The sequence below is a fragment of the Devosia polycyclovorans genome (genome assembly GCF_042181575.1).
In the GTDB taxonomy this organism is placed as follows: Bacteria; Pseudomonadota; Alphaproteobacteria; order Rhizobiales; family Devosiaceae; genus Devosia; species Devosia polycyclovorans.
Genome location: NZ_CP170082.1, coordinates 2,435,680 through 2,456,120 on the forward strand (window position 1 = coordinate 2,435,680; position 20,441 = coordinate 2,456,120).

Genomic DNA, 20,441 nt, shown 5'->3' on the forward strand with positions numbered 1-20,441 from the left:
TCTTCGCGGGCCTTGAGCCTGAAATGGCCCGGTGGACCGGTTCTGCTTAGGGCACTGTTCAGAGCCAACCCAACGCCAGTTGCTTGAGCGCATCGGTGGCGCGGCGGATCAGATCGCCCTGGCCGACGCTTTCGGCGGCGTAGAGGGGAGCAGCCTGGACCAGCTGGTCATTGCAGTAGACCCTCAATTCGGCAATGCGGTCGCCCGCCTGAACCGGTGGCAACAGCGGGGCTTCGTAGTTAACGGTGGCCGAGAGACACTGGCGTGAACCGCGCGGCAGGTAGAGGGCCATTTCCCCCTGGCCGACGAGAGCGACATTGGGGCTGGCGCCGCCATAGACGTCCGCATAGGCGACAATCTGGCCCTCGGCATAGGGTGTGAAGCGTTCGAAAGCACGGGCACCCCAGGTAAGGAGCTTGCGCGCCTCTTCGGTGCGTTCGCGCATGGAGCCGAGGCCATGGACCACCGCTATCAGACGGCGGTCGCCCTGATCGGTGGAGGTCACCGATCCGTAACCGGCCGCTTGCGTATGCCCGGTTTTCAGACCGTCAACGCCGATGCCCATCTCGACCAGCGAATTGCGATTGGCCTGGTTGATGCCGTTCCACTCCATCGAGGGTTCGGAGAAGTAGTGGTAGTATTCGGGGAATTCGCGGATGAGGTAGCGCGCAAGTTCGGCAAGGTCGCGGGCCGTCGAATATTCGTTAGGGTCCGGCAGACCAGTGGAATTGGTGAAGTTCGAGCCTTCAAGGCCAAGGTCGTTGGCCAGCTCATTCATCATCAGCGCGAACGTGTTTTCCGAGCCGGCAATGCCTTCAGCCAGAACGATGGCGGCGTCGTTGCCGGACTGGATGATGACAGAACGCACCAGGTCTTCGACACGGATCTGCGAGTTGAGTTCGGCAAACATCGTCGAGCCGCCGGATGCAGCGCCGCCTGTGCGCCAGGCGTTCTCGGACACAAAGAACTCATCGTCCAGGCTAACCCGCCCTGCCCTGATCTCGTTGAATACCACGGCCAAAGTCATCAGCTTTGTCATGGAGGCAGGCTCAAGGGGCGCGTCGGCGTCCTTCTGGAAGATGACCGTGCCGGACTCGTAATCCATCAACACGGCAAACTTTGCCTTGGTGTCGAACTCCGCCTGAGCCAAGACCCCTCCGGCAAGGCACAGAAAGGCAATTATGGCTGTGAGCATTCGCACGGCGCAGGTTCCTCGTCTTTGCGACTTCAACGCCGAACTCCTCCCGGCGCAATATAGACGCAATCAATAGAGAATTGCGTCAGTCAGGCCAAGGTCTTGTGCGAGTTGAATGGCGTCCTGGGGTGTTGCCCCGGGCTTTAGTCGCGTCATTGTGAGCTTTGTTGCCGTCCGGCCATTGACCGAAACCGACTCTTCATCGACGGCGCCAAGCAAGGCGAACTGCTGGGCGACGGTCGCGGCATTGCTGGAGTCGGCGAAGATGCCCAGGGCCAGCCGAATGCCGCGATTGTCAGCGTCGACAGAGCCAGCCCAGTCAGCAAGCGCGGCATTGCCGCTTGCCATGGCATTGGCGGCCGCGTGGGCAGAACCGATGGCGGCGTCCATCTCGTGGGGCGTCGTATCGGCGTAGGAGAACAGGCCGTTGAAGAAATTGGTGGTCATGCCGACGAGGCTGCGGTTGCTCTGGCTGCCGGAGCTGGCGACGCGGATCGGGCCGCTATCGTAGTCGGCCGGACCATTGTAGCTGGCCACCAGCATGCGGGTGTCGTCGCCTTCGAGCGGCGCCTGGCCCACATATTCAACATGGACGCTGGTCGAGCCCTTGTTGACGTAGCCCAGCATGGAGGCGGCGCGATAGCTCAGATCGATGATGCGTCCGGAGACGTACGGACCACGGTCGTTGACGCGAACGATGAGCGAGCGGCCATTGGCGGTATTGGTCACGCGCACATAGGACGGCAGGGGCAAGGTCGGGTGCGCCGCGGTGATGGCGTTGGCCGAGAAGATTTCGCCATTTGCCGTGCGGCGGCCGTGGAAGTCGGAACCGTACCAGGAGGCAGAGCCGGAGGCGGAATAGCTTGGATCGTGCTGGGGCACATAGGTCTTGCCACGCACGGTATAGGGTTTACCGATCTGGTAACGCCCCCCACCTTTGGGCGGGTTCGGATTGGATGTGACGCGTGGCGAGACAGCGACACCATATTCGCTGGAGGTAAAAGCAGCGCGTTTGACCGTTGCGCCAAGATTTCCCGTGGCGCAGGCGGCCAGGGAGGGTGCGATCAGGGCGGCCAGGGCCAATGCTCGAACAGCGTTACGCCAGGTGGTCGCCACGATATGCAATACTCGTCAAAAAACAGAACTCTTCGGCGCGAAGGATAGCGGCTTTGGCGCACCACTCACAGAAAGGAACAATTTTACGGTTTAGGAGGGGTTAAGGCCAATGAATGGTTAGATTCTTCCGCCAGATTGCAGAGACCGGTGTGTACAATAGCCGAGCCGGAGCAAATGACACTCTTCGCGGGTTGACTGATATAAAGATATCTTTATGTCATGACGCAGCGCTGATAGAATGCCCGCACGTTATAAGAAAGTGAGGACGGCGATGAGCCCCTCCCCCAGCATGGAAACTCCCCTTATTCCCGATTGGAACGAGGTGCGCGAAGCGCTGACCCGCGCCATAGAGGAACGTATCCTCATCCTGGATGGCGCGATGGGCACGATGATCCAGCGCCTGGGATTGACGGAAGAGAATTTCCGGGGCGATCGGTTCAAGGATTGGAGCCACCCGCTCAAGGGCAATAACGACTTGCTCGTCATTACCGAGCCGAAAATGATCGAGGATATCCACTACGCCTATTATATGGCTGGCGCGGATATCGTTGAAACCAACACATTTTCGGCTACCTCGGTGGCGCAGGCGGACTATGCCTGCGAGGAGGCGGTATACGACATCAACTATTGGGGCGTAGTTTGCGCGCGCCGTGCTGCCATTCGAGCGGAAGAGCAAGACGGCCGCCGTCGCTTTGTCGCTGGCGCCCTGGGGCCGACCAACAAGACCTCGTCCATGTCGACGGACGTCAATAGCCCGGGCCACCGTGCCATCACCTTTGACGAACTGGTCGAAGCCTATGGCGAAGCCATTCGTGGGCTGGTCGACGCGGGTGCGGACTTGCTGTTGTTCGAGACCATCACCGATACGCTGAACACAAAGGCCGGCATTTTTGCGGCTCAGCGGTTGTTCGAAGAACGCGGCATCGATGTGCCGATCATGATTTCGGGCACGATTACCGACTTGTCCGGGCGGACCCTGTCCGGTCAGACGCCGACGGCATTCTGGTATTCGGTGCGGCACGCCAATCCGATTACCATCGGGCTCAATTGCGCCCTGGGCGCGGACCTGATGCGGGACCACATATCCGAGCTCTCGGGGGTCGCCGACACCTTCATCTGCGCCTATCCCAATGCGGGCCTGCCCAATGAAATGGGCGCTTATGATGAGACGCCCGAGCAGATGGCCAGCCAGCTTGAGGCCTTTGCCAGCGATGGGCTGCTGAACATTGTGGGTGGCTGCTGCGGCTCGACGCCAGACCATATCCGCGCGATTGCAGAAACGGCCGCACGCTTTGCGCCGCGCCGGGTTCCGCATGCTGACCGGCTGCTGCGCCTGTCCGGCCTGGAGCCGTTCACGCTCACCAAGGACATTCCCTTCGTCAATATTGGCGAGCGGACAAATGTCACCGGGTCGGCCCGGTTCCGCAAGCTCATCACCGCTGGCGATTATACCGCCGCGCTCGATGTGGCGCGGGATCAGGTGGCCAATGGCGCCCAGGTCATCGACATCAATATGGACGAGGGCCTGATCGACAGCCAGCAGGTGATGATCGACTTCCTCAACCTGCTGGCGGCGGAACCCGACATCGCCAAGGTGCCGCTGATGATCGATAGCTCCAAATGGGAGGTCATCGAGGCGGGCCTGAAATGCGTGCAGGGCAAGGCGCTGGTCAATTCCATCTCGCTCAAGGAAGGCGAAGAGGCGTTCATCCATCACGCGCGGCTGGTGAAGGCCTATGGCGCGGCCGTAGTCGTGATGGCGTTCGATGAAACAGGACAGGCGGACACCAAGGCGCGCAAGGTCGAAATCTGCGCCCGGGCATACAAAATCCTGACCGAGGTGGTCGGCCTGCCGCCGGAAGACATCATCTTCGACCCCAATGTGTTCGCTGTCGCCACGGGCATCGAAGAGCACAACAATTATGGCGTCGACTTCATCGAGGCGACCAAGGAAATCACCGACAGCCTGCCGCATGTGCATATTTCGGGCGGTATCTCAAACCTGTCGTTCTCGTTCCGCGGCAATGAGCCGGTGCGCGAGGCGATGCATGCGGTGTTCTTGTACTATGCGATCCAGAACGGCATGGACATGGGCATCGTCAATGCCGGTCAGCTGGCGGTCTATGAAACCATCGACAAGGAACTGCGTGACGCCTGCGAGGACGTGATCCTCAACCGGCGCGCGGACTCCACGGACCGCATGCTGGAGCTTGCCGAGCGGTACAAGGGCCAAGGCGGTGGCGCCGGCAAGGCCAAGGATATGAGCTGGCGCGAATTGCCTGTGGGCGAGCGCATCACGCACGCATTGGTCAACGGCGTGACCGAATTCATCGAGGCCGACACCGAAGAAGCACGCCAGACATTCGATCGGCCGCTGCATGTGATCGAAGGCCCGCTGATGGCCGGCATGAATGTGGTGGGTGACCTGTTCGGCTCGGGCAAGATGTTCCTGCCGCAGGTGGTGAAATCGGCCCGCGTGATGAAGCAGGCCGTGGCCTATCTCATGCCATTCATGGAAGCCGAGAAGGACGCCAATGGCGACGCCGCCGGGCGCAAGAGCGCGGGCAAGGTGCTGATGGCGACGGTCAAAGGCGACGTGCACGACATCGGCAAGAATATCGTGGGCGTCGTGCTGAGCTGCAACAACTACGAGATCATCGACCTTGGCGTCATGGTGCCAAGCCAAAAGATCCTGGAGACGGCGCGGAAGGAAAAGGTCGATATCATCGGCCTGTCGGGCCTTATCACACCCTCGCTCGATGAGATGGTGCACGTGGCAGCCGAAATGGAGCGCGAGGGCTTCGACATTCCGTTGCTGATCGGCGGGGCAACGACAAGTCGCGTGCATACGGCGGTGAAGATCCATCCACGCTACGCACGGGGCCAGGCCGTTCATGTGAACGACGCCAGCCGTGCCGTGGGCGTTGTCTCGAACCTGCTTTCAGATGAGACCAAGTGGACGTTCATCGATCAGGTCCGGGCCGAATATGCCAAGTCGGCGGCGGCGCATGAGCGGGCCGAATCCGAAAAGCGCCGGCTGCCGCTCGAGAATGCGCGCAGCAATGCGTTCACGCCAGACTGGTCCGGGTACACGCCCCCTGCCCCCAGCTTTCTGGGCACGCGCAGCTTCACCGATTTCGACCTGGCGGAGATCGCCCGCTATATCGACTGGACGCCGTTCTTCCAGACATGGGAGTTGAAGGGACGCTACCCGGCCATTCTCGAAGATGAAAAACAGGGCGAAGCGGCGCGGGCTCTCTGGGCCGATGCCCAGAGGATGTTGGCTCAGATCATCGACGAGAAGTGGTTTGCCCCCAAGGCTGTCATTGGCTTCTGGCCAGCCAATGCCGTCGGCGACGATATTCGCCTGTTCGCTGATGAGGGTCGCGAGGAGGAGCTGGCAACGTTCTTCACCCTGCGCCAGCAGCTTTCCAAGCGCGACGGCAAGCCCAATATGGCGTTGAGCGACTTCGTGGCGCCAGTGGAGACTGGCAAGCCGGATTATCTGGGCGGCTTTGTCGTTACGGCCGGCATGGAAGAGGTGGCAATCGCCGAACGCTATGAGCGCGCCAATGACGACTATTCCTCCATTCTCGTGAAGGCCCTGGCCGACCGGTTCGCCGAGGCCATGGCTGAATACATGCATGAACGGGTGCGCAAGGAGTATTGGGGTTACGCCTCCGATGAAGCCCTGTCGCCTGACGAACTGGTTGGCGAACCCTACCAGGGTATCCGCCCGGCACCCGGTTATCCGGCCCAGCCGGACCACACTGAAAAGACCACCCTGTTCCGCCTGCTCGACGCGGAGAACAGCGTTGGTGTGACGTTGACGGAGAGCTACGCCATGTGGCCCGGCTCGTCGGTGTCGGGCATCTACATGGCTCATCCCGACGCTTATTATTTCGGGGTCGCCAAGGTGGAGCGCGATCAGGTGATCGACTATGCGCAGCGCAAGGGCATGGATGTTGAAGAGGTTGAGCGGTGGCTTGCTCCAATTCTCAACTACATGCCCGGCAAGGTGGCGGCGGAGTGATTGGTAGCCGATATGTCACGAATTGACCCCATCCCGGTCACGCTGATTTCGGATCCGCGAAAGCTGGTGCCGCTGGACGGCGGCACTGCGCTGATCCGGCTGCCGGCCAATACGGGGCATGGACATGCCGATGGTGATGTCTGCGTCGCCTGCTCCGGCATTACTGATGTACGGGCACTGCTCTACAATCTGCTTGAAGAGCATCGGCGCAATATGCGGCCGGCGTTTTCGCGGGTCGTGGTGGATGCTAGCGCAGTGGCCGATCTCCAGCAGGTGGTGGCGGCGCTGACGGGGAAACTGCCGGCCCAAGCACTGCGGGACCATACCGTGGCGCGGATGTTCTACCTGGCGGGCTAAGCCTTCTTCACTCCTCGCCTAAGGGAGAGGAGGAAACCGCACCAGCGGTGTATCGGCCCTGAGATAAAGCGGGTGCTTGGGCGAGCCGTCTGCATTGGTGCCGAAGCACCAGAGTTCGACACCGTCGCTGATCAGTGTCGCGACGATTTCCCTGCCGGCCGGAGCCAGAGCCTTGTTGAGCTTGCCGTGACACAGGACGACGCGTCCTGCCCCGCGGGCCGCGTCCCGGATGATAGGCAGGTTGGCCGGCGAAACCGCTTCAACGCCGGGCTGAACCAACATTTTGGGATGGGTGGCGCGATAGTCGCCGACATTGCATTTGACCATGCCGGAAAAGCCCTCGCGGCGGGCAAAATTCCACTCGCGGGCGCAAGTAGGATCATCGACGGTCGCGTCGGCGGTGGAGGGATTCATGCCGATAAAGACGATATAGTGCTCTGGGAAAGTGTCGCCCAGCCAGCGGCGCATGCGCTGTCGATGCCGGCCATCGGCGCTCATGATCACATCGCCGCGCACGCCCTCGCCCAGGCGCAGGCGGACCTTGCCACCAGGGTCGTGTGCAAAATCATTCATGCGGTGAGGTCACTCGGCGGGGTGAGGCCATTCATCAGCGAGGCCGTGGTGATGGTGTTTGCGAGGAGACAGGCAATGGTCATGGGGCCGACGCCGCCCGGAACCGGCGTGATTGCCGAGGCCGTTTCAGACGCGGCGGCGGTGTCCACGTCGCCGACGAGGCGGGTCTTGCCCTCGCCCTTTTCCGGGGCAGGAATACGATTGATGCCAACGTCGATGACGACAGCGCCCGGCTTGATCCAGTCACCCTTGATCATCTGCGGGCGACCGACCGCGGCCACGACGATATCGGCCTGGCGCACGACGTCGGCCAGGTCCTTTGTGCGGGAATGAGCGACGGTGACAGTGCAATTGTCGCGCAGCAGCAATTGCGCCATCGGCTTGCCGACAAGGTTGGAGCGGCCGATGATGACAGCGCTCTTGCCTTCGAGTGAACCAAGCTCATCGCGCAGCAGCATGAGGCAGCCGAGCGGGGTGCAGGAGACCGGGCCCGGCAGGCCGATCTGCACCTTGCCGACATTGGCGGGGGTGAAGCAGTCGACGTCCTTGGCGGGGTCGATGGCTTCGATGACCTTGTTGGGGTCAATGTGTCTGGGCACCGGCATCTGGACAAGGATACCATGCACGGCCGGATCGGCGTTGAGCTTTTCGACCAGGGCCAGCAGGTCGGCTTCCGGCGCGTCAGCGGGCAGTTCGTGCTTGAACGAATTCATGCCAACTTCGGCGGTCTGCTTGGCCTTGGATGAGACATAGACCTGGCTGGCAGGGTCCTCGCCGACAATCACCACCGCGAGGCCCGGGGTAATACCGTGGTCGGCCTTGAGCCGCGCAACATGACCGGCAATGCGGCCGCGCATATCTTCGGCAAAGCGTTTTCCGTCGATGATTTTTGCGGTCATTTCGGCCTCGATCTGCTTTAGTGGCGCTCTGTGGGCTGGGGCCCGTTTCATGCGCTTCGACATAAGGGATGAGGAATGATCCGTCCATTGCTTTGGCTATCGCTTGTACCCCTCATGGCCGGCCCGGCCGCGGCGCAGGAGGCGTCGCTGGAAAAGCAGGCCAGGAAGCTGCATAAGCTGGCGGGTGGTGATGCCTGCGAGACAAGCGGATATGTGCCCGAGGACGACTATGAGAGCTGGACGTTCAGCTATCTGCCGAGTTGGAGTTCGGGCGATGAGAGCGATCGCGCCGAGGTCACCCTGGTGCGGTTGTTCTGTTTTGCGGGCGCCTACAACGAAAGCCATGCCTATTACTTGCTCAGGGATTTTGACGGGCTGCAGCCGCTGGGCTTTGCCGAGCCGGCCTTTGACGTGAAGTATAAGAATGATGACTACAATGGCGCCGTCGAGGCGATCACGGTGGTTGGCATGGCGTCGCGAAACCTGCTGGTTAACTCCTATTTTGACCCTGAAACACTGACCATCGAATCCTTCTCGAAGTGGAGAGGGCTTGGTGATGCCAGTTCCGCAGGGACCTGGATTTTTAGAGACGGCGCTTTCTCGCTGGTCCATTTCACCGTCGATGCCAGCTATGACGGTGAAATGGATGGCCAAGTGCTGGTTGATTACCAGAGCGAACGGTAGGGCCCATGCCCGAACAGAAGACCAAGCCTCACACCGGGGATGTCGCTGAATTTCTCGCTCAGGTAGAGAGTGACCAGAAGCGGGCCGACTCGCATGTGCTGGTTGAGTTGATGAGCGAGGTGACGGGCGAACCGCCGGTGCTATGGGGCACCATGGTCGGGTTTGGCCAGTATCACTATCGCTATCCAACCGGCCACGAGGGCGACGCTTTTCTGGTCGGGTTTGCCCCGCGCAAGGCGGCGTTCAGCATCTATCTGATGGGGACCTATTTTCCGGAGGAGAACGAGCGGCGCGCGGCCTTGCTTGCCAAGCTGGGCAAGCATCGCATGGGCAAGGCCTGTCTCTATGTCAACAAGCTGAGCGACATCGATCTCGATGTGCTGCGCAAGCTGGCCGAAATTTCCGTCACAAAGCTGCGCCAGACCTATCCGGACAAGTAAAGGCCGCCACGGCATTGCTGCCGGGCGGCCTCTTGGGGAAACGGTCCACCGCGCTGTTGAGGGCTTGGGGGACATGCGGCAAACCGCTCCCGCTCACCGGTTGCATGGGTCGTTTGCTGTGCCGATGAACTGTTTCGAAGATGGTGGCTAATTGCGGCGAGAAAAGAGCGGGTCACTGAAGTGTGAAAGGTGAGACCGCACCCTGCACTTCGTTGAGAAGCCGTCATGCGGCGCCTATATTGGCGGTCATTGAAAGAAGCGATTCCAACATTCTGCAACCCGATCCGCGGGTTGGCCCCGAGGGACATTCATGACGACACTCAGCCCGCCGCGCCTTGAAACCCAGTCATTCACCGATCCGGCCGCAGCCTGGGCCCATATCGCCTACATCTATCACCGCAATTGCGACTTCATCCGTGGTCATCTCGATGGGCTCACCCAGGGGAATGTGCCCGCTGGCCGGGTGCGGGCGTGCTACCCGCAGATCGAGGTGCGCTCCACCAGCTATTCCAAGCATGAGAGCACCCTGCCCTATGGCTATTTGCATACACCCGGGATCTATCGCACCACGGTGACGGCGCCAGACCTGTTTCAAGGCTATCTGCAGGAGCAGTTCGAGGTCATCCTCAAGAATCATGGCGGGGTGATCGAAGTCGGTGAATCCGACACACCCATTCCGCTGCATTTTGCACTGGGGCCGCGTGATCATCTCGATGGCAAGGCGATCAATGCCATGGACGTGCCGCTGCGCGACCTGTTCGACGCGCCGGACCTAGGCAATACCGACGATGAAATCGCCAATGGCACCTATGTACCGCCGCGCGGCGGGCCCTACCCACTATCGGCCTTCACGGCGCCTCGAGTCGATTACTCGCTGTTCCGGCTGGCGCATTATACTGGCACCGATGCCGAACACTTCCAGAACTTCGTGATCTTTACGAACTACCAGTTCTATATCGACGAATTCTGCCGGCTGGCAAAGGGCTGGATGACGGAGAAACATCCACATTATCAGCGCTTTATCGAGCCGGGCAACGTCGCGACAGACAATATGCTGACAGGCGGCGGGGTCACTGGCACTCCGCCACCACGTACCCCTCAAATGCCGGCCTATCACCTGGTGGGTGACCGCGGCCGCGGGATCACCATGATCAATATCGGCGTCGGTCCGTCCAACGCCAAGACAATCACCGACCATATCGCAGTTCTGCGTCCGCATGCCTGGATCATGCTGGGCCATTGTGCGGGTCTTCGGAATAGCCAGGAACTGGGCGACTACGTCCTTGCCCATGCCTATGTGCGTGAAGACCATGTGCTTGATGCCGATCTGCCGCTGTCGGTGCCGATCCCGGCGCTGGCGGAAGTTCAGGTGGCGCTGGAGCAGGCGGTGGAGGAGATCACCCAGACCGAGGGGCTGGAAACCAAGAAGATCATGCGCACCGGAACGGTCGCAACCTTTGACAACCGCAATTGGGAATTGCGCGATCAGGTGGAGATCACGCGGCGATTGAGCCAGTCGCGGGCCGTGGCGCTGGACATGGAAAGTGCGACCATTGCCGCCAACGGTTTCCGCTTCCGCGTGCCCTATGGAACGTTGCTGTGTGTTTCAGACAAGCCGCTGCATGGCGAATTGAAGCTGCCCGGCATGGCCTCGGATTTCTACCGTACGCAGGTCAACCGGCATCTGCAGATCGGGCTTCGGGCCATGGAGATTTTGCGGGATCAGCCCGCAGAGCGCCTGCATTCGCGGAAGCTACGCAGCTTTGCAGAGACGGCGTTCCAATAGCCACCATCAGCCACATTCCCCCACGAGCGGAGAAAGATGGTCGGCGTCGCGCGAACACAGCAGCGCCAACAAAAAGCCCGGGATCGCTCCCGGGCTTTTACGTAACAATTGGCGAGCCGATCAGCGGCCCTTGACCACCGAATAGCCGGCATATTTGGCCGACGAGCCGAGCTGCTCCTCGATGCGGATCAACTGGTTGTACTTGGCCAGACGATCGGAACGCGAGAGCGAGCCAGTCTTGATCTGTCCGCAGTTGAGCGCCACGGCGAGGTCGGCAATGGTGGAATCCTCGGTTTCGCCCGAGCGGTGCGACATGACCGAGGTATAGCCAGCGCGGTGCGCGGTATCGACGGCGTTGAGGGTTTCAAACAGCGAGCCGATCTGGTTGACCTTGACCAGGATGGAATTGGCGACACCCATCTTGATGCCGGAGACCAGGCGCTGGGTATTGGTGACGAAGAGATCGTCGCCGACGAGCTGCACCTTGTCGCCGATGGCGTCGGTCAGCGCTTTCCAGCCATCCCAGTCATCCTCGCCCATTCCATCTTCGATGGTGATGATCGGGTAGCGGTTGGCGAGGTCCTCGAGGAAGCGGACATTTTCGTCCGAGGAGAGCGACTTGCCCTCGCCGACCATTTCGTATTTGCCGTTCTTGTAATATTCGGTGGCGGCGCAATCGAGACCGAGGAACACGTCCTCGCCCGGCTTGTAGCCGGCCTTCTCGATCGAGCGCATGATGAAGCCCAGGGCGTCGTCAGCGCTCTTGAGGTTGGGTGCAAAGCCGCCTTCGTCACCCACGGCCGTGTTGTGGCCTTCGGCCGACAGGCCCTTTTTCAGCGTGTGGAAGATCTCGGCGCCGATCCGGACTGCGTCGGCAATCGACTTGGCGCCGGCCGGCAGGATCATGAATTCCTGCATGTCGATGGGATTATCGGCATGCTCGCCGCCATTGATGATGTTCATCATCGGGACGGGCAGGACGTGGGCGTTCGGGCCGCCGATATAGCGGTAGAAGGGCAGTTCGCTCGATTCAGCTGCGGCCTTGGCGACGGCCAGGGACACGCCGAGAATGGCATTGGCGCCCAGCTTGCCCTTGTTGGCCGTTCCGTCGAGTTCGATCATGGCCTGGTCGATGGCGAGCTGGTCGAGCGCGTCCATGCCCTGGATTTCATCGGCGATGGTCGTATTGACGTTTTCGACGGCCTGGGTCACGCCCTTGCCCATATAGAGGGCGCCACCGTCGCGCAGTTCCACGGCTTCATGGGCGCCGGTCGAAGCGCCTGACGGCACCGCGGCGCGGCCAAAGCTGCCATCGTCCAGCACCACATCGACCTCGACGGTCGGGTTGCCGCGGCTATCGAAGATCTGGCGGCCATTGACGTGGATGATTGAAGACATGCGTGCCCTTCCCGGAATGCTTTTTGGGTGTGAGTGCCTGTCTAGACGGGCCTTGTGACAGTGAAAAGAGGGAACGCGCAAAAAAGCGCCTGCGGAGCCCTAGAGAGCGAGTTTGCCATTGGCGATAAGCCAGGCCACCGATTCCTGTACCGCCGCGAGCGAACTGTAGCGCGGAGCATAGCCGAGCAGCCGGCGCCCCTTGGCAATGCTGGAATTGGGGCTGCGGGCAATGTGCTCCCACGTCGCCTGCGCATTCTCAGGTGTTTGCATGGCCTTCCATTCCTTCCAAGGGTGGAAAGTCAGCGCCGGTTCCTTGCCGAACCAGCGATACATGGCTTCGGCATATCCACGAAGCGTGACTGCGCCAGGCGAGACGGCATGGAAGGCTTCCCCGACCGCCACGCTCCAATTATCCATTGCCAGCATCAGCAAGACGGCGATGTCGTCGGCATGGATGTGGTGCACCGTCTCCATGCCAAAATTGGGCAGGGCCAGCGTCTCGCCCCGTGCAATGGTCTGGAACGCAGCATCATCAAAGTGCCCGGCCGGATTGAGCGGCGACCAGCCCTGCCCCACAATGTGGCCGGGATGCAAGATGGTCACCGGGAAGCCGTCGCGTCGAGCAAGCCCAAGCAGATAGTCTTCGATGGCCGCCTTCTGTACGCCGTATTCGCCAAAGGGACGCTTGGTGACGTCTTCTGGTGTGGGCACAACTTCTGAAAAGCCGTGTGTCCAGATCGTGCCGATATGCAGCAAGTGCCGCACCCTGCCCTTCAGTGCCTCGGCCAATTGCCGAGCGCTGTCGAGCGTGAAGCAGATATTGTCGATCACGATATCCGGCTGGAGATCGGCGATGGCCTTGCCGAAGGCCCCTTTTGCCTCTTCCGCCGTGCGATCCATCGTGACCCGTTCGACCCGCCTCCAGGCGCTGTCGGGCAGATAGGGTTCGGATGCACCGCGCGTTACCGCCACCACCTCGTGCCCTGCCCGGACCAGCCGCGGGATCAGATAAGTACCGATGTGGCCGGTGGCTCCGATCACCACTATGCGTGACATATTTGGTCCTCCTCAGTCTGGCTTAAACGCCCAGTCTGTCCTAACATGTTAGCGCGAACTGTCCAGTTTGCAGATTCCGGAGGAGAGAATAGTGTCCCAACCCCTCGTCAAGCAGGTGGCGCATACCTGCATATTTGCCCGCGACCTCGACGCTGTGGAGGCGTTCTATCGGGACGTGCTGGGCGTCTCGCCCAAGTTCGATTTCAAGCGCGGTGACGACCGCATCGGCTTTTACCTCGATTTCGGCAATCGCACTTTTGTGGAGGTTTTCAAGAAGGGCGAGAGCCGGTTCGAGGAAACCAACCAGATCAACCATATCTGCTTCGAGACCGACGACATTGACGGCTTTATGGCCAATGCGAAGGCCAAGGGCGTTTCGGTGACCGACAAGAAACTGGGGGTCGACCACACCTGGCAGTGCTGGCTGGCCGATCCGAGCGGGGTCAAGATCGAGATCTTCCAATACACGCCCGAGAGCATGCAGTTTGGGCCCGACGGGGTCGTTTGTCAGGTGGATTGGTAGTCCCGGCCATCTTGCCAATGACTTGAACTGGATGTTCACTCTTGCTGACTTGAGGGAGGCAGAGATGAAGCCGGTTCTGACCGCACTTATAATGATGTTGGGCGGCACGCATGCCGCCCTCTCGCAATCGGCCATCGTCCAAGGTGGTGGCCAGCAATTGCTGGAAAGTTATGTCGCCTATATCGGGGACATGGACCTATACAATTCCAGCGGGCAACGCTTGACCCAACCCTGGCAGATTATCCGCCAGGACCGGGCCAATTATCACCGTTTCCGCATTCGCCATGACGGCGATGAAAGTGACAGCTTTTTTGCCAGCGCCGACAATCGCGCCGTTATGGAAGACATGCTGCGCCGAGGGCAAATTTCCAATGGCGCCGCGCGCGACATCGTCAATGGCGATGTCTTCATAGAAGTGGAAATATACGGTCAGGGAGGACGCGGTACCTCCGTCCATGTCACGACATACCGCTAACGCCGCACTTTAGGTCGAACGCGAAGATTGCCCTACTCTTCCCGCTTGTGTCCGTCGATATGCTTATCGGACCGCGCCTTTTCGCCTGCGTTCTTGAGCTTTTCGGCCTTGGTCCGGCCAAATTTCTGACGATTGGCCTCGGCCGTGATGTCCTTTTCCGCACGCGCCTTCGCCTTGCGGGCTTTGGAAAGGGATAAGATCTCAGCCATCGTGCGGGCTTCTCACGTTCAGGTTACGCAATCGATCATACCGTGTCCGAGCGAGAGGCGAAATCGGGTATAGCTGTCAAATGTGTCAGTTGGCTCGAAGCCCAATCGCACCAGCAGCGCCTCGCTGGCTCTGTTGCCGTGCGTGACACCGGCATAAATTTCTGCTGCATCGCAATTGGATCGAGCGAAATCGATCAGGGCGTCCAGCGCTGCCGTGGCAATGCCGCGCCCGGTGTGGGCTTCTGCGAGCCAGTAACCGATGCTGAAGCGCGCAGGCTCGACGCCGATCAGGTCGGCCCTGCCGACAAGACCTGCATCGAAAAAAATACCAAAACGCCAGTTTGGAGTGGTCGTCCGAGACAGCTCTTCGACGAGGTCCTGTTGCGAGCTTTGCACCAGGACCTTGTAGTCGCCGTGGCGTGTCAGGTGTCGCGCATTGTTCGCGACAAGGTCCAATAGAGCCGATGCGTCGCTGCTCTCCAGCAAGCGCAAACTCACCTCGGGCATCGTCGTTTGCAACGAGCGGGGCAATGGAACGTCTTCGAACCGAGGCCCTGCCCGCTTCATGCCGGCGAGCCCTTAGACCAATCGGCTCTGTTCCATCGCGGCGGCGATGAAGCTGGTAAAGAGCGGATGCGGCTCGAACGGCTTGGATTTCAGTTCGGGATGGAACTGCACGCCAATGAACCAGGGGTGGTCGGTGCGTTCGACGATTTCAGGCAGCTTGCCGTCAGGCGAGACGCCGGAGAACAGCAGGCCATTGGCCTCCAGCCGCTTGCGGTAATCCATGTTCACCTCGTAGCGGTGACGATGGCGTTCGGAAATGCGGGTGGTGCCGTAGATATCGGCAACGCGGGAGCCGCGGGTGAGCTGGGCCGGATAGGCGCCAAGGCGCAGCGTGCCGCCCAGATCGCCTTCGGCGCCCCGGGTTTCCTTTTCGTTGCCCTTCACCCATTCGGTCATCATGCCCACGATCGGCTCCTTGGTGGGGCCGAATTCAGTGGAGGAGGCATTCTTGATGCCGGCAGTGTTCCGCGCGGCTTCAATACAGGCCATCTGCATGCCGAAGCAGATGCCGAAATAGGGCACATCCTTGATGCGGGCAAAGCGCGCAGCCTCGATCTTGCCGGCGGAGCCGCGCTCGCCGAAGCCACCCGGCACCATGATGCCGTGGACATGTTCGAGATAGGGCGCCGGATCGTCGCGCTCAAAGACTTCGCTGTCGATCCACTGCAAATTGACCTTCACCTTGTTGGCGATACCGCCATGGGTGAGCGCTTCGGAGAGCGACTTATAAGCGTCCTTGAGGCCGGTATATTTACCCACGATGGCGATGTTCACTTCACCTTCGGGATTGTGATAGCGGCGGGATACTTCTTCCCAGGAGGACATGTCGGGTTCAGGCGCGTCGGTGATGCCGAGCGCTGCGAGGACTTCCCGATCCAAGCCTTCATTGTGATAGGCGACCGGCACGTCATAGATCGAGCCGACATCGAGGCCCTGGATCACGGCGGATTCGCGCACGTTACAGAACAGCGAAAGCTTCTTCTTCTCGCCTTCCGGAATGGGGCGGTCGCAGCGGACCAGCAGCACGTCCGGTGCGATACCAATCGAACGCAGTTCCTTGACCGAATGCTGGGTCGGCTTGGTCTTCAATTCCCCTGCGGAGGGGATATAGGGCATCAAGGTCAGATGAAGATAGGCCGCGTGATTGCGCGGCAGTTCATTGCCAAGCTGACGGATGGCCTCGAAGAAGGGCAGACCCTCGATATCGCCGACCGTGCCGCCGATCTCGACCAGCACGAAGTCGTATTCCTCATTGCCGTCGAGCACGAATTCCTTGATCGCGTCCGTGACATGCGGAATGACCTGGACAGTGGCGCCGAGGAACTCGCCCTTGCGCTCCTTGGCCAACAGGTCCGAATAGATCCGGCCCGAGGTGACGTTGTCGCGCTTGTTGGCGGCGCGACCGGTGAAGCGCTCATAGTGACCCAGGTCGAGATCGGTCTCGGCACCATCATCGGTGACGAAGACCTCGCCGTGCTGAGTCGGCGACATCGTGCCGGGATCGATGTTGAGATAGGGGTCGAGCTTGCGCAGGCGGACCTTATAGCCGCGCGCCTGCAGCACAGCGCCAAGCGCTGCCGAAGCCAAACCTTTGCCAAGGGAGGAAACCACGCCTCCGGTGATGAATACGTACCGAGCCATGGGCGATCACCATAAGCATATCATTATCGATTCGCAGAGCAGGAAACCGGCTCTACACAAAAAGAAGAAGGGGATGTTGCCATCCCCTTTTTCACGAACGCCTTGCGGCGGATCAGTTGCCCGCAGGCTCTGCGGGCGTTTCTTGGGTGTCAGTCGACACTTCTGGCACCGGCAGGTCACTTCCCGAGGTTTCCGGCGTTGCTGCCGGCGTCTGCGCCTCGGAAGGCAGCAGCAGATCGGATGTCTCGTCGCCCTGCAGGGCGTTGAGCGCATCCAGAACGGTGGTAGGCTGAGAGCCGTCTTCAAGCGAAGTCGCGTTGTCCAGAATGCTGGATGTACCGCGATCGATTTCATTGAGAATGGTCAGACCGATGGCCGAGGCAAAAAACAGCACCGCCAGTATGGACGTGGTCCGGGTCAGCAGGTTCGCCGATCCCCGGGCCGTCATCATGCCACCGCCGCCACCACCGCCACCAATGCCAAGGGCGCCGCCCTCGGAACGCTGAAGCAGGATGACGACGATCAGCGCCAGCACGATCAGCAAATAGGCGACGAGCAGTACGTTGGCCATGAATCTCTTGTCTTTACGTCAGTCCGGACATGCCAAAAGGCCCGCCCGGTTTGGAAAGGATGCGGGGTCATACACCCCCCGAACGGCAAATGCCAGCCGCCTGCGGCGCTTTTTCGCCACAAGCGGATTACCGATCGGTTGCTCTATACCGCCGAGATAATCGTATAGAAGTCCTTTGCCAAGAGGCTTGCGCCTCCAACCAGCCCACCATTGACGTTACCAATACGCAAGATCTCGTGAGCATTGTGCGGCTTGAGCGAGCCGCCATAGAGGATACGGATGCTTTCCCCCTTGGAAAGGCCAAACCGGTCGACCAGGCGGGCGCGGATGGCGTTGTGCATTTCCTCGATCTCGTTCAGCGTCGGGGTGCGGCCCGTGCCGATGGCCCAAACGGGCTCATAGGCTACCACCACCTCGTGCTGTTCGGCAGCGTCAGGGATGGAATTGGCAAGTTGGGCGGAAACAACCGATTCTGCTTCGGCCGCGTCCCGCTGGGCCTCGGTTTCGCCGACACAGATTATGGGTTTGACGCCCGAGCCGATGGCAGCTTCGGCCTTGGCGCGCACCACGTCATCGGTTTCCCCATGATCGGTACGGCGTTCGGAATGGCCCACAATGACATATTGCGCGCCAGCATCGGCCAACATGCTGGCCGAGATGTCGCCCGTGTGCGGGCCATGCGGTGCCTGGTGACAATCCTGCCCGCCCGCAATAATGCCGCTCGATGCGCCCTGCGCAGCCACGGCAGCCAGCAGTGTTGCCGGGGGACAAACCACGACCAGGGCACGCGGTGATTCTCCGGTGGTCAGGAGGCGCGCAAGTTCGGCCAGCTCATCCAGCGAATGGGTGAGCCCGTTCATCTTCCAGTTTCCGGCGATCAGAGGTGATACGGTCGACAATCTTGGTACTCCTGCCTCTTGCGCCGGAACAGGCTTTGCCCTAACCCCGGCTGTCGTATTTGTCTTACTAGTCCGTCCCGTACCACTCGGTAAAGGGTTGGACCCTAAACTGGAACGTTTCAGATGCTTGATGGTTTGCGTGATTTTGCAAAATCCTGGCCGGGAAAAATCCTGGGGGCGTTCCTCTTGGTCGGTGTAGCCGGCTTCGGCATCAACAATGTGATCGTCGATCTGGGCAGCAATACCGTTGCGCGCGTGGGCGATGAGGAAATCAATTCGCGCGAATTCCTGCGCGCCTACCAGAGTCAGGCCAACCGTATTGCCCAGCAGATGGGTTCGGTGCCGACGGCCAGCCAGGCCGAGGCCATGGGCCTCCCAACGGCAGTCATTCTGGGGCTATCGGAAGGCGCCGCGCTCGATACGCTTTCGACCCAGTTCGGTCTGGGAGTGTCAGAGAAAAGGCTGGCGCAATTGCTGCGCGAGGACCCGTCCTTCCACGGTACTCTGGGCACGTTCGAGCCGGCGCTGTTCAGCCAGGTGCTGCAGAGCGCAGGCTGGACGGAAGCAGAATATTTCGAAGCCCGCAGCGCCGAAGCACAGCGCGACCAGATTACCGCGGCCCTGTTCGCCGATGCGGACATGCCCGAAGTTGCCGCTGGCCTGATCAACGATTACGCGATGGCAACGCGCACCATCGACTACATCACCCTGAGCGAAACCAGTATCGAAACCCCGCCCGCGCCGACGGAGGATGAACTCGCCGCCTATCTGGCCGAACATCAATCCGATTTCCGCACGGTCGAAACTCGTAAGGTCAAGCTGCTCGATCTGTCCCTGGCCTCCCTGGCCGAGACCAAGGACATCTCCGAGGCGGCAATCGAGGCCGAATATGAGGCAACGAAAGCCTCGTTGACGACGCCGGAGCGCCGCAGCATCGAACAGGTGTCGCTGACCACACCAGAATTGCAGGCACAGTTCGAGGCGGGGCTCGCCGCCGGGACAGATTTTGGCACATTGGTCGAGGAGGCCGGCCTCACACCGTCCAGCCTTGGTACCCTGACCGAGGGCGAAATCACCGACAGCCGCCTCGCGACGGCGGCGTTTGGCCTGCCCGAAGGCGGATTCGCCATTATTGGAGGGATTGGCGGACAGCGCGCAGTGCATGTGGCTGCAATCGAAACCAGCCGCGAGCCGACGCTGGAGGAAGCGCGCGACGATATTGCTGCGCGCCTGGCGCAGGCCGAGGCCCGGGACGAAATCAATGACATACTCGATCAGATCGAAGAATTGCGGGCCGCGTTCCAACCGATTGAACAGATCGCCGAGCGCTTTGGGCTGCCCGTCTATGAGGCTGATGTAACAGCCGGTGGCGCGGAACTTTCGGTATTGCCAAACCTTGCGGCGGAGGATCGATCGCGGGTCGCGCAGGCCATTTTTGCTGCCCAGCCCGATCGTCTGATCCCTTCCATTCCTCTGTCAGGCAGTGCCCATCTCTGGTTCGACCTCGAAGAGATCAATCCGGCCCGGGACCAGACATTGGAGGAAGTCCGGTCCGAGGTTGAAGCTGCGATTGCGCAGGAGCGTGTTGATGCCGCGCTTGCCGCCAGAGCCGAGGAAATCGTTGGCAGGCTGGAAAACGGCGAAGCCCTGGCCGATATCGGCTTTGAGCTCAGTGCCTTCCCGCAGCTCAGCGCACCGTTCACCCGGTTCGGTTCGGAGGATGGGCTGGTGGACGGCACCGTTGCATCCGCCGCGTTCGCTGGCGGGCCCGACCATGTCGGCGCGGTTCGGAATGAGAGCGGCGAGCAGATCGTCTTCCAAGTGGTGGACGCTGCCGCGCCGGTGACACCGCTTGACGAAATTGCACTGGAGAGCCTCAGCGCTGAAGCGCGCGCAGGACTGCGAGCTGAGTTCGTAGCAGCGGTGCGCGAAGATGCCGGTCTCAGGATCAATCAGCAGGTGCTCAACCAGCTGCTCGTGCAGAATTACGGCCAGTAACGGCGTAACGAACCCAACGGA

General features: G+C 60.7%; 19 protein-coding genes. 8 read left to right on the top strand and 11 right to left on the bottom strand.

Annotated elements, in window-relative coordinates; translation table 11 throughout:
• Positions 1 to 58: 58 nt before the first annotated feature.
• Together ACE4RL_RS12220 and ACE4RL_RS12225 are read right to left on the bottom strand one after the other, a co-directional pair.
• Positions 59 to 1,195 carry a D-alanyl-D-alanine carboxypeptidase family protein gene (locus ACE4RL_RS12220; RefSeq protein WP_375600275.1) on the bottom strand — a complete coding sequence of 379 codons (1,137 nt, stop codon included), beginning with the start codon at positions 1,193 to 1,195 and terminating at the stop codon, positions 59 to 61.
• A gap of 69 nt (positions 1,196 to 1,264) precedes the next feature.
• Positions 1,265 to 2,311 (bottom strand): septal ring lytic transglycosylase RlpA family protein, encoded by a 1,047-nt coding sequence (locus tag ACE4RL_RS12225; RefSeq protein WP_375597407.1) that lies wholly within the window; start codon positions 2,309 to 2,311, stop codon positions 1,265 to 1,267.
• Positions 2,312 to 2,600: 289 nt separating this feature from the next.
• Between ACE4RL_RS12225 and metH the strand changes: the two genes are divergently transcribed.
• On the top strand, positions 2,601 to 6,344 hold the full coding sequence (gene metH / locus ACE4RL_RS12230) for a methionine synthase (protein WP_375597408.1): 3,744 nt from the start codon (positions 2,601 to 2,603) through the stop codon (positions 6,342 to 6,344).
• Positions 6,345 to 6,356: 12 nt separating this feature from the next.
• Complete coding sequence (locus ACE4RL_RS12235) at positions 6,357 to 6,701, top strand: hypothetical protein (protein ID WP_375597409.1); 345 nt, start codon at positions 6,357 to 6,359, stop codon at positions 6,699 to 6,701.
• A gap of 18 nt (positions 6,702 to 6,719) precedes the next feature.
• Here the strand turns inward: ACE4RL_RS12235 and ACE4RL_RS12240 are convergent, their stop codons facing one another.
• Positions 6,720 to 7,274: a DUF1643 domain-containing protein gene (locus tag ACE4RL_RS12240; RefSeq protein ID WP_375597410.1), complete on the bottom strand. Its 555-nt coding sequence runs from the start codon at positions 7,272 to 7,274 to the stop codon at positions 6,720 to 6,722.
• On the bottom strand, positions 7,271 to 8,173 hold the full coding sequence (folD, locus tag ACE4RL_RS12245) for a bifunctional methylenetetrahydrofolate dehydrogenase/methenyltetrahydrofolate cyclohydrolase FolD (protein ID WP_375597411.1): 903 nt from the start codon (positions 8,171 to 8,173) through the stop codon (positions 7,271 to 7,273). Before folD ends, ACE4RL_RS12240 begins: the two co-directional genes overlap by 4 nt.
• Before the next feature lie 75 nt (positions 8,174 to 8,248).
• Between folD and ACE4RL_RS12250 the strand changes: the two genes are divergently transcribed.
• The 3 genes from ACE4RL_RS12250 (at position 8,249) to ACE4RL_RS12260 (ending at position 11,083) form a co-directional block, all read left to right on the top strand.
• Positions 8,249 to 8,857, top strand: a complete 609-nt coding sequence (locus tag ACE4RL_RS12250) for a DUF1176 domain-containing protein (RefSeq protein ID WP_375597412.1) — start codon at positions 8,249 to 8,251, stop codon at positions 8,855 to 8,857.
• Between the two features lie 5 nt (positions 8,858 to 8,862).
• On the top strand, positions 8,863 to 9,297 hold the full coding sequence (locus ACE4RL_RS12255) for a DUF1801 domain-containing protein (protein WP_375597413.1): 435 nt from the start codon (positions 8,863 to 8,865) through the stop codon (positions 9,295 to 9,297).
• Between the two features lie 310 nt (positions 9,298 to 9,607).
• On the top strand, positions 9,608 to 11,083 hold the full coding sequence (locus tag ACE4RL_RS12260; protein ID WP_375597414.1) for an AMP nucleosidase: 1,476 nt from the start codon (positions 9,608 to 9,610) through the stop codon (positions 11,081 to 11,083).
• 120 nt (positions 11,084 to 11,203) lie between these two features.
• On the opposite strand, the gene eno is transcribed toward ACE4RL_RS12260, so the two are convergent.
• Together eno and ACE4RL_RS12270 are read right to left on the bottom strand one after the other, a co-directional pair.
• Positions 11,204 to 12,481 (bottom strand): phosphopyruvate hydratase, encoded by a 1,278-nt coding sequence (eno, locus tag ACE4RL_RS12265; protein WP_375597415.1) that lies wholly within the window; start codon positions 12,479 to 12,481, stop codon positions 11,204 to 11,206.
• Between the two features lie 99 nt (positions 12,482 to 12,580).
• A complete protein-coding gene (locus ACE4RL_RS12270; protein WP_375597416.1) occupies positions 12,581 to 13,537 on the bottom strand; it encodes an NAD-dependent epimerase/dehydratase family protein in 957 nt (318 codons plus the stop codon).
• A 91-nt stretch (positions 13,538 to 13,628) separates the two neighbouring features.
• Between ACE4RL_RS12270 and ACE4RL_RS12275 the strand changes: the two genes are divergently transcribed.
• Both ACE4RL_RS12275 and ACE4RL_RS12280 read left to right on the top strand, forming a co-directional pair.
• Positions 13,629 to 14,060, top strand: a complete 432-nt coding sequence (locus ACE4RL_RS12275) for a VOC family protein (RefSeq protein WP_375597417.1) — start codon at positions 13,629 to 13,631, stop codon at positions 14,058 to 14,060.
• A 64-nt stretch (positions 14,061 to 14,124) separates the two neighbouring features.
• On the top strand, positions 14,125 to 14,535 hold the full coding sequence (locus ACE4RL_RS12280) for a hypothetical protein (protein ID WP_375597418.1): 411 nt from the start codon (positions 14,125 to 14,127) through the stop codon (positions 14,533 to 14,535).
• Between the two features lie 32 nt (positions 14,536 to 14,567).
• On the opposite strand, the gene ACE4RL_RS12285 is transcribed toward ACE4RL_RS12280, so the two are convergent.
• The 5 genes from ACE4RL_RS12285 to tpiA all read right to left on the bottom strand — a co-directional run bounded on the left by ACE4RL_RS12285 (position 14,568) and on the right by tpiA (position 18,422).
• Positions 14,568 to 14,744, bottom strand: a complete 177-nt coding sequence (locus ACE4RL_RS12285; protein ID WP_375597419.1) for a DUF4169 family protein — start codon at positions 14,742 to 14,744, stop codon at positions 14,568 to 14,570.
• A gap of 18 nt (positions 14,745 to 14,762) precedes the next feature.
• Positions 14,763 to 15,242 (bottom strand): GNAT family N-acetyltransferase, encoded by a 480-nt coding sequence (locus ACE4RL_RS12290; RefSeq protein ID WP_375597420.1) that lies wholly within the window; start codon positions 15,240 to 15,242, stop codon positions 14,763 to 14,765.
• A gap of 81 nt (positions 15,243 to 15,323) precedes the next feature.
• Entirely contained in the window at positions 15,324 to 16,952 is a 1,629-nt protein-coding gene (locus ACE4RL_RS12295) for a CTP synthase (protein ID WP_375597421.1), read from the bottom strand.
• A 112-nt stretch (positions 16,953 to 17,064) separates the two neighbouring features.
• Positions 17,065 to 17,523, bottom strand: coding sequence for a preprotein translocase subunit SecG (gene secG, locus ACE4RL_RS12300; RefSeq protein ID WP_375597422.1), 459 nt, complete (start codon positions 17,521 to 17,523; stop codon positions 17,065 to 17,067).
• A gap of 143 nt (positions 17,524 to 17,666) precedes the next feature.
• Positions 17,667 to 18,422 (bottom strand): triose-phosphate isomerase, encoded by a 756-nt coding sequence (gene tpiA / locus ACE4RL_RS12305; RefSeq protein WP_375597423.1) that lies wholly within the window; start codon positions 18,420 to 18,422, stop codon positions 17,667 to 17,669.
• Positions 18,423 to 18,545: 123 nt separating this feature from the next.
• On the opposite strand from tpiA, the gene ACE4RL_RS12310 reads away from it, so the two are divergent.
• Positions 18,546 to 20,420 carry a SurA N-terminal domain-containing protein gene (locus tag ACE4RL_RS12310; RefSeq protein ID WP_375597424.1) on the top strand — a complete coding sequence of 625 codons (1,875 nt, stop codon included), beginning with the start codon at positions 18,546 to 18,548 and terminating at the stop codon, positions 20,418 to 20,420.
• Positions 20,421 to 20,441: the final 21 nt, after the last annotated feature.